The 13,209-nt window shown below is 41.4% G+C and carries 8 protein-coding genes, 2 rRNA genes and 1 riboswitch; all 10 genes read right to left on the bottom strand.

Features of this window, described 5'->3' with window-relative positions; translation table 11 throughout:
* Nucleotides 1-166: 166 nt before the first annotated feature.
* Nucleotides 167-1,537: a UDP-N-acetylmuramoyl-tripeptide--D-alanyl-D-alanine ligase gene (locus AC1MGI_RS06375; RefSeq protein WP_480349715.1), complete on the bottom strand. Its 1,371-nt coding sequence runs from the start codon at nucleotides 1,535-1,537 to the stop codon at nucleotides 167-169.
* A gap of 119 nt (nucleotides 1,538-1,656) precedes the next feature.
* A complete protein-coding gene (locus tag AC1MGI_RS06370; RefSeq protein WP_480348965.1) occupies nucleotides 1,657-2,736 on the bottom strand; it encodes a D-alanine--D-alanine ligase in 1,080 nt (359 codons plus the stop codon).
* A gap of 400 nt (nucleotides 2,737-3,136) precedes the next feature.
* Complete coding sequence (locus AC1MGI_RS06365) at nucleotides 3,137-3,904, bottom strand: hypothetical protein (RefSeq protein WP_480348964.1); 768 nt, start codon at nucleotides 3,902-3,904, stop codon at nucleotides 3,137-3,139.
* A gap of 519 nt (nucleotides 3,905-4,423) precedes the next feature.
* Nucleotides 4,424-5,659, bottom strand: coding sequence for a cation:dicarboxylate symporter family transporter (locus AC1MGI_RS06360; RefSeq protein WP_480348963.1), 1,236 nt, complete (start codon nucleotides 5,657-5,659; stop codon nucleotides 4,424-4,426).
* 128 nt (nucleotides 5,660-5,787) lie between these two features.
* A riboswitch (cyclic di-AMP (ydaO/yuaA leader) is annotated at nucleotides 5,788-5,928 on the bottom strand.
* Between the two features lie 189 nt (nucleotides 5,929-6,117).
* Nucleotides 6,118-7,365, bottom strand: coding sequence for an efflux RND transporter periplasmic adaptor subunit (locus tag AC1MGI_RS06355; protein WP_480348962.1), 1,248 nt, complete (start codon nucleotides 7,363-7,365; stop codon nucleotides 6,118-6,120).
* Nucleotides 7,366-7,380: 15 nt separating this feature from the next.
* Entirely contained in the window at nucleotides 7,381-8,043 is a 663-nt protein-coding gene (locus AC1MGI_RS06350) for a hypothetical protein (protein ID WP_480348961.1), read from the bottom strand.
* A 499-nt stretch (nucleotides 8,044-8,542) separates the two neighbouring features.
* Nucleotides 8,543-8,662, bottom strand: coding sequence for a hypothetical protein (locus AC1MGI_RS06345; protein WP_480348960.1), 120 nt, complete (start codon nucleotides 8,660-8,662; stop codon nucleotides 8,543-8,545).
* A gap of 112 nt (nucleotides 8,663-8,774) precedes the next feature.
* Nucleotides 8,775-9,623 (bottom strand): tyrosine-type recombinase/integrase, encoded by an 849-nt coding sequence (locus tag AC1MGI_RS06340; RefSeq protein WP_480348959.1) that lies wholly within the window; start codon nucleotides 9,621-9,623, stop codon nucleotides 8,775-8,777.
* Nucleotides 9,624-10,041: 418 nt separating this feature from the next.
* Nucleotides 10,042-10,157: ribosomal RNA gene (gene rrf / locus AC1MGI_RS06335) — 5S ribosomal RNA — on the bottom strand.
* A 66-nt stretch (nucleotides 10,158-10,223) separates the two neighbouring features.
* Nucleotides 10,224-13,159 (bottom strand): 23S ribosomal RNA (locus AC1MGI_RS06330).
* Nucleotides 13,160-13,209 lie beyond the last annotated feature (50 nt).

Here is a 13,209-nt window from a genome sequence, read left to right as displayed (position 1 = left end):
CATTAACCTCCAAACTATTTATACCTTTGTGACGTTAGACACCTCGTAACTCATAACTCGAGTGGCTAAGTTTATTCGTCAAATACCAAATACATGAAATAACTTAGTCATTAAAATAAGCCGATAAAATCTCCATAAACGGAAATTCACCGACTTATTACAGATTTCAATTTTGTAGAGCTTGAACAATTTCTTCTAATTTCATCCCTCTTGAGGCTTTTACTAGGATTAAATCATTTAGAGACGTACGTTGCTTTAAATCAGCAATTAACGCGGATTTATCATCATATGAAAACACTCGTTCTTCCGGAAAAGATTGCCGAGCTCCTTCAGCTATAAAATGACCAAGCGAACCATATGTAAAGACTGCATTGATCTTGTCTGGCTGAATGTTTTTACCAATATTCACATGATAATCTTCCTCTTGATTTCCGAGTTCTAACATGTCACCAAGGATGAGATATTTATTTTGGAATCCTGAAAGACTTTCAATCAGTTCAATCGCTGCCTTCATTGAGGTTGGACTTGCATTGTAGGCATCATTAATGATTTTTTCCCCTTTTGCTCCTTCAACCATTTCCATTCTCATATTGGTTAATCGGACCGATTCAAACCCTTTTCTGATATTAGCATCATTTACACGCAACAGTTTGGCTACAAGCATAGCGGCTAACGCATTTTGCACATTATGAAAACCAAGAACTGGAATTGTATATAGGTCTCCATTTATTTCAAAAGAAGTACTATTCTCGTTTTGAGTTATGGAGATGGGGTAAAGATCATTTTTGTTTTCTCTACCAAAGGATACAACGTGAAGATTCGTTAAGTCGCGTTCAATTCGATCACGTAATAATGGTTCATCTCCATGATAAATCAGCGTTCCACCATCTTTAAGACCTGAAACAATCTCAAGTTTAGCATTTGCAATTTCTTCTCTTGAACCGAGATCCAATAGATGAGACTCGCCAATATTCGTAATAATTGCCAAGTCTGGTTCTGCAAGTGTGGACAGAAATGCAATTTCACCACGGCTGCTCATGCCCATTTCAAGAACGGCCACTTCTGTGTCTTCATCCATCCCTAGAATGGTTAACGGAAGTCCAAGGTGATTATTAAAGTTTCCGCTTGTTTTATGAATGCGGTAGGTTGTTTGCAGTAAGGACGCTATCATATCTTTCGTGGTCGTTTTTCCATTACTCCCTGTTACGCCAATTACTTTACAATTTAGTTGCTTTCGATACGCCCTGGCTAGTTTCTGTAATGCTTTTTCTGTATTCTCTACAAGGATGACCGGAAGTCCGGCTGGCAGTTCCCCCGCATCCTTTTGCCACAAAGAAGCAGCTGCCCCCTGCGAAACGGCCTTTTCTACATATTGATGTCCATCAACATGTTCGCCACTAAGGGGGATGAACATGTTGTTAAACTCAATATTTCTAGAATCAATCGAAACTCCTGCCACTATAATGGATTCAAAATCTGTAATGTTATTCAATCCATCGACCATTTCATGGATTTGCTTTAACGTTTTTTTCAACATCATGTTCCTCCTAGGGGTTTTAGAAAATTGCAGCTTATCCCTTATCACCAAGCTATTTCAGTAAGGAAAACGACAGCCATTCGGTTGTCGTTTCCACTTCTAGGCTGCAAAGCATCCCATTAAAAGCTATATTTAATCTTCTGCTTTTCTTCATAACGTTCTTGCGCCAAATTCACTAATGTCTCGATTAATTGAGGATATTCGACTCCTGTATGTTTCCATAATAAAGGAAACATGCTAAATGGAGTAAAGCCAGGCATCGTATTTACTTCATTAATATATGCCTTTCCTTCTTTCGTTAAGAAGAAGTCAGCACGAACCAATCCGGAACAATCAAGAGATTTGAAGGATGTAATAGCCATTTCACTTAAAGACTGATAGTCCGTTTCGGAAATCTCTGCGGGGATGACCATCGCGGTATCTCCATCTTCATATTTTGCTTTATAATCATAGAAGTCTTTTTTTGCAATAATTTCGCCAGCTACCGAACACTTAGGGCGATCATTGCCGAGAACGCCAATTTCAATTTCACGAGCAACGATTCCTTCTTCAACAATGATTTTTCGGTCAAATAGGAATGCTTCAACAAACGCAGCTGCGAGCTCTTCCCTATTCACACATTTACTAATTCCAACACTTGATCCGAGATTCGCTGGCTTAACAAAGCATGGATAGCCTAATTCAGCTTCAATTTTGCCATAGGCGCGGTCCTTATCCGTTTCCCACTCTGAACGAATAAACCATGTATATTTAACTTGTGGTAGTCCTGCTTGGGCAAAAATATTCTTCATAATTACTTTGTCCATGCCAGCAGACGAAGCTAGAACTCCATTTCCTACATAAGGTACATTTACTAATTCCAGCACCCCTTGAACTGTACCATCTTCTCCATTCGGACCATGAAGGAGAGGGAAAAGACAATCGAACCCTTCATCTCCATCCTCTTTGGAAACTTGCCCTGTAGAACGAATTGCTAAAGGTGACATGGCATCTTTAGCTGATAATATAAGACTTTTCACGCTCTCAACCGGTCCGGTCAACTGAGGCCCTTTTACCCAAACCCCTTCTTTCGTTATGTATATCGGATATATATCGAACTTCTCTAAATCTAATGCTTTAATGACCGCTAAAGCCGTCTGCAACGAAACGTCATGCTCAGCAGACTTTCCGCCATAAAGCAGTCCAAGTTTTGTTTTCATTTTCATTAAACCTCCAGTACTCTTTTCACTTTATCCCGCATTAACGGGCAGTAAGATCCCAACCTCAAGGCTTAGATGTATCGAAGAAGCCTGGGTGGGGGATGAAGAAAACCCCCACTGATTGAAGTTTTACTTTATTATTGTACCACCTTCATCTTCAGTTAAAAATGAAAAAGAAGTGCTGTTTGATAACTTACCTAAACATACCAATAATTCTACCGCACATACCTTACATCTTATGTAGCAATAGCACGGACTACACCATGAATTATCGTGTTTTACTTAAATGCCCCACATACAAAATGGGACTGACTAAAAGCTCAGTCATTCTCACTTTATCCGATGTATCAAGATGAAAATCATCAAACATGGAATATTTACTTCAGCAAAATAAGATCGTTTAGTTAAGAATAACGCTCCATTCTTTAGTCTTTCGATGTAAAACAATTAACGCTTTTGGCCGATGATCCTTCAAATCATTAAATCCGTCCATCATATCATCCATATTTACATAGTCGCCAATGATCCAACCCGGAATTTCTATTTTGGTCCTCGAATGCTGAATATCCTGAAGGGAAAAGACAACACCCTCAGCCGTTAGCGGGATGAGCCTTTGAAGCACATCAAAAGGAATTTCTGGGTACTCCCTTTTTTTCTTTAATCCAAACCAATTTCTTTCGGCACGTAATGTCTCCAGTTTCAACATAAGTGCATTGCCAAATATTTGAGTTAATGCATCTTGGCTTCGAAAATAAACCTTATTGAACCACCCATCATCATGCGCAAGATAAACAAATTGATTATTCAACTTTCCGAAAAATGGTGGACGTAAATGAGTTTTACAATGGCCAACATACAAAAGTTCAGCAATTTCTTGACCATTTAATTCATCAAGCCCTGCTTCCTCTTCAAAATCAATCCAGCAAAAATCACCATACCCATATACATGATCTTTCAGGAGTTTTTCAACATCTCCATTCGGAACAAATTCCAATAGCGTATTCATGTTAAACTCCCCATCATCATATCCATGTTTCAACAATAAAAGATTAGGTAAGGGGCCTTCATACGAATAAACAAATTCCCGAAACGTCATGCCGGAGAAAATCACAAATCGCTCAGAAGCATGCAAGTGTATATATAGGACGTCTCTTATCTCATTTTTCATAATACCAATACCCTCCACAACAGTTATTGGTGATAAAGTGAAACTTCAATCAGTGAAGGGTTCCTCATCCTCACTGATTGTTCGTTGAACCAATCATCGGGCATTTACGGGCAGATGATCTCCCACTTACTCTACTGGGATTCCCTAAAAGCCTTGAAGCGGGAGTCATGTTGCTCGTTAATGCGGGATAAAACTGGTGAAATTATCATCCATCATCACTATTATCATTTTACCAAATCATTTAAAATAATGTGACAAAACCTCCAAGTTACTTATAATTCTTCATTATTTTGAGGGAGATCTTTCTCTTTATAAAGAGTGAATGAAAAAATAGATTCATCCATAATAAAAAACAGCTATTGGATTTTACCCCTTTAGCTGTCTTTTTTGTGAAAAAGGGGCGAGGCTTCGCAAAGTCAGCTCCGCACCGCCACCTTCAAAAGATTATACAGTTTGAGAACCTAAACCTTTTCATCGTTTTCGTTTTAGTCAGGCGCTCATGGATGTTTTTATCAAAAATTATGACACTTTTTCAGGATTAAAATTACCTTCCCATTTAGAGATAACAATCGCTGCAAGAGAGTTCCCAATAACATTTACCACTGTACGACCCATATCAAGAATACGGTCGATCCCAGCTATAAACGCCAATCCTTCGATAGGAATTCCAACTGTGCCTAATGTAGCTAATAGAACAACGAAAGAGACTCCTGGTACACCAGCAATACCTTTAGATGTGACCATCAATACTAGCATTAACGAAATTTGATCAGCAATACTCATATCAATGCCATACATTTGAGCAATGAAGATAGCAGCTAACGCTTGATAAAGAGTGGAACCGTCAAGGTTAAAGGAATAACCAGTCGGTATGACAAAAGAAGCAATATGCCTAGGACATCCCGCCTTTTCCACTTTTTCCATAATTCTCGGAAGGACAGCCTCAGAGCTTGCTGTTGAAAAAGCTAATATAAGCTCCTCTTTGATTAGTTTAATTAATTTAAAAAGACTATAACCGACTAATTTCGCGATAATTCCCAAGACCACGATCACAAAGAAAATCATCGTTCCATATACTGAAATTACTAACTTCCCTAGCGGGATAAGGGAAGCCAATCCAAACTTAGCAACCGTGACACCAATCAAGGCAAACACTCCAAAAGGAGCAAACCTCATAATTTGATTCGTAACATAAAACATCGCATCTGCTGTTCCTTGAAAGAATGCCAAAACCGGCTTCCCTCTTTCTCCGATCGCATTAATCCCTAGACCAAATGCCAGAGAAAAGAAAATAATGGCTAGCATGTCCCCTTCAGCAACTGCAGCAATCGGATTCGTTGGTACAATGTTCACAATCGTATCGATTAGTGATTCGCTTTCCTTCGACTCTGCTGTATCAACATAACTGCCGATATCCGTTTGATCAAGTTCCCCCATATTCACTCCAGCGCCTGGCTGCAGTACATTTGCCGCAATGATTCCGACTATAATTGCAATTGTCGTCACAATTTCAAAGTACAAAATCGTCTTACCACCAATTTTCCCAAGCTGTTTGATATCACCAACACCTGCAACTGCGACAATAATACTGGCTACAATAATCGGTACGACAATCATTTTAATTAAACGAAGAAATATATCGCCAATCGGCTGTAAATAAGACGCAATCGTTGGACTACCATAAAAGATCGCCCCCACGATAATCCCTAGAACCAGACCAATTAATATTTGGCTAGCTAAGCTTATTTTTTTCATCTAACATCCTCACCTTCTGTAAATTTTTTGCTAAAAAAGCAAATGTCTCGGTAAGGGAAACAAGATAGAAGGTTTCACGCAATAAAAAAAGACACTACGGGTGTCTTTGCGCGTGAACAATTTACATTTTGTTCCCTCTAAGACGCTGACGAGGTTAGCTGTCGGGTTAGGACCTGGAAACACATGCCCCTTCATAAGAATTCACCCCAAGCGGTACAGGACCACGAAATTGGTTCCCCCGTTCTATTAAGATTAAGCGGAAATAACATTATATTAAAATATTATATTAAAAACCCAAAGCTGTAAATATATTTTTCATACTACGGGTAGGAAATTTACCCCAGTACAGTCTCGCACACGCTTTACAAACTTATTTTTGCCAAAGAAAGGAATGCTTTTCATTATTCACACGGGATCACATATCCACGTGAACGATAAATAGCATGGCTTTAGCTCAATTATTTTTCTAACAGTCCAATTAAAAAGAAACGAAGTTTTTGACGTTTAGATAGTTCATTAAATGCTGTAATTGTCACTTTTTCAGTTTGAAGAGGCGTGATAAATGCAGGCTTTTTATAAGGAATGCTTTTCGAATCCTTTAAAAGGATATTCCCTAATTCAAGTCCATCTTTCACTTCCTGAATTCCAGCAAATTCGAGGCCCGTTGTAATCACTTGCTTTGTGACAATACCGTTTCCATTCAGCCTGTAAACAGATGGTTTTTTTTCTAATTGAATCGCTGCTTTTGGCAAAGAAAGTACACCCTTCGCTTCCGCAGTCACCACAGACAATTTCACTTTAGAACCAATCATTATAGATTCGGGTTCTTCTTGCATAGTCGCTTGAAAAGCATATTTACTCGGAGTTTCAACAGTTGGCTCTGTTTCTGGAAACGGCTGAATTGCGGATATTGTTCCATTAATTTTCTTTTTTCCACTCGATTGTTTCGCAATAATTTTCATGCCAGGTTCTGCTTTTTTTGCCTGTTGTTCATTAAGAGAGCCTTCAATCGCTAACGTATTTGAAGCAATTGTTATAATTGGAGACTTCAGTTGTTTATTTACTTTCTTCACAATTCCTTCTGTTTCACTTGCCGTCATTGCCGTATCGCCATGTTCATCCAAATAGTTTAACTGGCTTTCATAAGCCCGTATTTTCTCTTCAAGTTTCTTCTTCTCTAATTCTTGTTTATAGATCTCCTGTTGAATTGAACTTATGATCATCGCAGAAGAATCAAGATCATCTAAAGGGAGTCCTGCCTCTTTTGCTACTTCTCTTTCTTTAGCAGATGGTGCCTCTGGAATGGTATCCTGATAACTGGATAACTCATCAATATATTCTTCGATCCCCGCTATTTCGCCCTCATAACGGTTCTTCTCTGTTTCAAGCTCGCCCTTTACCTGATCCAGTTTAGGTGTTATGTATTCAAATAAAGGCGTGCCTGCCGTTACTTCATCTCCCTCTTTTACAAGGAATTTTTGAAATTCTTTATCTTGGTCATTATAATAATAGTTGTACTCTTCCAATGGTTTAATTACCGCATCTGTTTCAAATCTTTCTATAATATCGGCTTTCTTAACTTCAGTCCACTCTCCGGCTAATAAAGTCCGAGCCACCTTACTATCTTTTTTCTCAATTAAAAAAAAGTTCAAAGCAATGAAACCCGTTGCAAGTACGGCTAGTGTACCAATTTTCCATTTATTCATATAGCCCTACCTCCCTTATAAAAACACACGAACATCGATATAAGCCAAAAATGCGGCTACAAACCAAGATGCCAGGTAAAACACACAAATCATAATAAGTAGTATGTATTTATTTTTCTCAGTCAACTCTCGTAAGTAGTAATAGATGATTCCGATAATCGCCATCTGAAATAAACTAATTTCCCCAAAAAAGTGAATAAAGTATTCATTTGAGAGGATAGATTGACTAATCACTCCTAATGAAAATGGATTAGCACTTTGGTTTAAATCCATCTGCAAAAGAAATGGTATGTATACTACCTTTTCTAGCAAGTGCAAAGCAAAGGCAATCATTTGAACAGCTGCAACTTTCTTAAATGGGATATCTAAAATAACCCAAAAAACAACAGCAGCCAACACAACATAAAAGGTTGGGTACAGAAGGCCTGCCAGCAGTTTCCCTGCTATAACAAGTAGTTTCCCTGCTTCATATTCACTTTCTCCAAGCTTGGTTATTTCCTTTGACATAGATTCAGACCCTATTCCATAATAGGCTTCCAGAAGAAAGATAACGAAACTACATAGATACACCAACAGTAGCTTAGTACCGAATCCGGTTATTCCTTCTGCCTGTTCTAATTGGTATCTGTTTGTTCTCGGCTGAAACAGGCCCTTTAATATTTGAACTTGATAGGTCATATTCGCTCCCCCGTGCAAAAGTAAAATGTATTTATCCTCTATTCTATCTCATTTTGAAAGATATTGAGGAATAATGACATAAAGTGATGATAAAATAGGTACATACACCTAGTTGCTATATTTTCTTCTTCCATAGCTCAACATTTAATTATAGATTTCTAACAATTTTTCTACCCATACCACAAATAACTTAATAGACCCAGCGATAATTAATTGTTATTTTATCTAGTATACATACCCTCCGACCTATTCGGTTAATCCCCAAATAGCCATTCAGTCACTTTTAGAATTATTATACCTAAAGAAACCCCGAATCATATGCATTTCAATGATCTGCTCTCGGGGTTTCTTTGTATAGTTTTCTCAATATTATCTTGGCTATCTTATGATAGGTCGTAAACGTATCGCAAATCGTCTTTTAGACCAAATCAGTAACCGATTATTTTGTAAAGCTTACAGGAAACTGAATGATGGACAAACTAGTGAATAGCGACAATTTTCATATATAGTGAAGATCGTGACATAACATATGATTACCCAAGGAAGTGCCAGGCGTATTCGAAATCACTGTAGCATAGCTGGTTCTATCTATCTCATTAACAAGTTCTTTTATTGGCAATGTTGCAAAAAATCCATCGACAGCTTCATCTATAACAACCTCATCATTCGGTCAATTATAAGCATGATCTAGAATTCCAGCGATTTCAATTTAATACTTCCCCACAACTCATTTAAGAAAAGGCCTGATCAATCGCCTGTCCAAAATCTACTTCCTTATTCTTCACATATCGTTTTGTCATATTTAAATCCTTGTGACCCGCCAACTTCGATACTGTCTGTAACTCCACCCCGTTATCTATCAGTTGCTGACAGAAAGTATGTCGGAGCTTATGTGGATTAACATGATACTTTTTTAACATATATTGCACAGATCGTGGAGTGATTCGCTGCCCATAGCTGGATAAAAAAAGCGGTCCTCTAAGACCTTTATTTTCACCTAAAAAATAACCTATATGCTGAATTGCTTCTTGAGACAACGGTACAATTCTATCTACTTCATTCTTCGAATTACGAACGACTATCGCTTTCTTTTCATCCTTCTCCACAAGATCACTATCATTTAGATCACATAACTCAGAAACCCGGACGCCAGTATGAAGCATGATATATACCATTGCAGTGTTCCTTAAATTCCCATCCGCCTCCACCTCTTTTAATAAGGTCTTTTGTTCCTGCAACGTCAAAACGTCAGGAATATCGTTTTTTTGCTCATTAATTTTCCGGTCTATATTCTTCATCAAAGAGGACTGACCAAGATATTTACAATACACTTTCAAGGCCATATAATGTTTCTCTATCGTCCCTGCGCTTCGTTGGTTAGTTTCTAAATGATCTAGATAAGCCTGAATAACATCTTCACTCAAGTGCCCTCCAAAGTCCTTTTCTGCCCACTCAAAAAATTGGGTGAGCACACCTGAATAAGTCTTAACTGTATTTTCCGATTTCTTTTGTTTTTTCAACCACTCGGTAAAGGAGTGAAATGTCATTTCTTGGTCAAATGCTTCATTATGACGTTCCAACGTAAATTCATTCCTCCAGTGAAAATTCAGAAGTTTAACTAATTTTAACACAAGTTTACTTTTAATACGAAATCAGTTCACCGCCAAATGTCTTCTTTCTCCCAAAACGACTGATAATCTCTTTAACATTTTTACTCTGTTAAGGGATGTTCAAAAGTCCGGTAAAAAAGCTTGTGAATTGTATCAAAGCGCATTTTTGGCCTTCTGTTAAAATCACGCACGCCCTGTGCCGCAACAGAGAAGGTAGCATATCCTATACAAGTCCGGTCCTCAACGTTCCTGTATATGCAAAAGGTCTGAGACGATCCCTCGCAGAACTTCTCGGCTCTTTTATCTACCTTTTTGAACACGCACTATTATTGATTTCACTTCTAATATCGAAAAAGAGACCAGCTATAAATAGCTGATCTCTCGAATTGCTTGGCAACGTCCTACTCTCACAGGGGGAAACCCCCAACTACCATCGGCGCTAAAGAGCTTAACTTCCGTGTTCGGAATGGGAACGGGTGTGACCTCTTTGCTATCGCCACCAAACAATAAAGGAATATCATTCCTTCAAAACTAGATAATAAGAAGGTTTTTTGCTTTTTCAAGAACAATAAGGTTAAGTCCTCGATCGATTAGTATCAGTCAGCTCCACATGTCGCCACGCTTCCACCTCTGACCTATCAACCTGATCATCTTTCAGGGATCTTACTAGCTTACGCTATGGGAAATCTCATCTTGAGGGGGGCTTCATGCTTAGATGCTTTCAGCATTTATCCCGTCCGCACGTAGCTACCCAGCGATGCTCTTGGCAGAACAACTGGTACACCAGCGGTGCGTCCATCCCGGTCCTCTCGTACTAAGGACAGCTCCTCTCAAATTTCCTGCGCCCACGACGGATAGGGACCGAACTGTCTCACGACGTTCTGAACCCAGCTCGCGTACCGCTTTAATGGGCGAACAGCCCAACCCTTGGGACCGACTACAGCCCCAGGATGCGATGAGCCGACATCGAGGTGCCAAACCTCCCCGTCGATGTGGACTCTTGGGGGAGATAAGCCTGTTATCCCCGGGGTAGCTTTTATCCGTTGAGCGATGGCCCTTCCATGCGGAACCACCGGATCACTAAGCCCGACTTTCGTCCCTGCTCGACTTGTAGGTCTCGCAGTCAAGCTCCCTTGTGCCTTTACACTCTACGAATGATTTCCAACCATTCTGAGGGAACCTTTGGGCGCCTCCGTTACATTTTAGGAGGCGACCGCCCCAGTCAAACTGCCCGCCTGACACTGTCTCCCGCCCCGATAAGGGGCGCGGGTTAGAATTTCAATACAGCCAGGGTAGTATCCCACCGACGCCTCGACCGAAGCTAGCGCTCCGGCTTCACAGGCTCCTACCTATCCTGTACAAGCTGTACCAAAATTCAATATCAGGCTGCAGTAAAGCTCCACGGGGTCTTTCCGTCCTGTCGCGGGTAACCTGCATCTTCACAGGTACTATAATTTCACCGAGTCTCTCGTTGAGACAGTGCCCAGATCGTTACGCCTTTCGTGCGGGTCGGAACTTACCCGACAAGGAATTTCGCTACCTTAGGACCGTTATAGTTACGGCCGCCGTTTACTGGGGCTTCAATTCAAAGCTTCGCCTTGCGGCTAACCTCTCCTCTTAACCTTCCAGCACCGGGCAGGCGTCAGCCCCTATACTTCGCCTTGCGGCTTCGCAGAGACCTGTGTTTTTGCTAAACAGTCGCCTGGGCCTATTCACTGCGGCTTTTCCGGGCTATTCACCCTAAAAAGCACCCCTTCTCCCGAAGTTACGGGGTCATTTTGCCGAGTTCCTTAACGAGAGTTCTCTCGCACACCTTAGGATTCTCTCCTCGCCTACCTGTGTCGGTTTGCGGTACGGGCACCCTACATCTCACTAGAGGCTTTTCTTGGCAGCGTGGAATCAGGAACTTCGGTACTATATTTCCCTCGCCATCACAGCTCCGCCTTAATGGAAACGGGATTTTCCTCGTTTCCGGCCTAACTGCTTGGACGCGCATATCCAACAGCGCGCTTACCCTATCCTTCTGCGTCCCCCCATCGCTCAAACGATGTATAGGTGGTACAGGAATATCAACCTGTTGTCCATCGCCTACGCTTTTCAGCCTCGGCTTAGGTCCCGACTAACCCTGAGCGGACGAGCCTTCCTCAGGAAACCTTAGGCATTCGGTGGAAGGGATTCTCACCCTTCTTTCGCTACTCATACCGGCATTCTCACTTCTAAGCGCTCCACCAGTCCTTCCGGTCTAGCTTCAACGCCCTTAGAACGCTCTCCTACCACGGATACCATACGGTATCCATCCACAGCTTCGGTGTTACGTTTAGCCCCGGTACATTTTCGGCGCAGAGTCACTCGACCAGTGAGCTATTACGCACTCTTTAAATGATGGCTGCTTCTGAGCCAACATCCTGGTTGTCTAAGCAACTCCACATCCTTTTCCACTTAACGTAAACTTGGGGACCTTAGCTGGTGGTCTGGGCTGTTTCCCTCTTGACTACGGATCTTATCACTCGCAGTCTGACTCCCGAGAATAAGTATTTGGCATTCGGAGTTTGACTGAATTCGGTAACCCGTTGGGGGCCCCTAGTCCAATCAGTGCTCTACCTCCAATACTCTCATCTCGAGGCTAGCCCTAAAGCTATTTCGGAGAGAACCAGCTATCTCCAGGTTCGATTGGAATTTCTCCGCTACCCACACCTCATCCCCGCACTTTTCAACGTACGTGGGTTCGGGCCTCCATTCAGTGTTACCTGAACTTCACCCTGGACATGGGTAGATCACCTGGTTTCGGGTCTACGACCTCATACTCATGCGCCCTATTCAGACTCGCTTTCGCTGCGGCTCCGTCTTATCAACTTAACCTTGCATGAAATCGTAACTCGCCGGTTCATTCTACAAAAGGCACGCTATCACCCATTAACGGGCTCTAACTACTTGTAGGCACACGGTTTCAGGATCTATTTCACTCCCCTTCCGGGGTGCTTTTCACCTTTCCCTCACGGTACTGGTTCACTATCGGTCACTAGGTAGTATTTAGCCTTGGGAGATGGTCCTCCCTGCTTCCGACGGGATTTCTCGTGTCCCGCCGTACTCAGGATCCACTCAGGAGGGAACGAAGTTTCAGCTACAGGGTTTTTACCTTCTTTGACGGATCTTTCCAGATCACTTCACTTACCCCGTTCCTTTGTAACTCCATGTTGAGTGTCCTACAACCCCAAGAGGCAAGCCTCTTGGTTTGGGCTATCTTCCGTTTCGCTCGCCGCTACTCAGGAAATCGCGTTTGCTTTCTCTTCCTCCGGGTACTTAGATGTTTCAGTTCCCCGGGTCTGCCTTCAGTACCCTATGTATTCAGGTAAAGATACTGTTCCATTACGAACAGTGGGTTTCCCCATTCGGAAATCTCCGGATCAAAGCTTACTTACAGCTCCCCGAAGCATATCGGTGTTAGTCCCGTCCTTCATCGGCTCCTAGTGCCAAGGCATCCACCGTGCGCCCTTTCTAACTTAACCATATGGTGGCTGATAAACGAAAAGTTTACCAAACAACCTAGTTGTTAAAA

It is taken from the genome of Peribacillus sp. BM1 (assembly GCF_056679975.1).
Note: the sequence above shows the minus strand (reverse complement) of the source record. Positions and strands in the feature narration are given on the sequence as shown.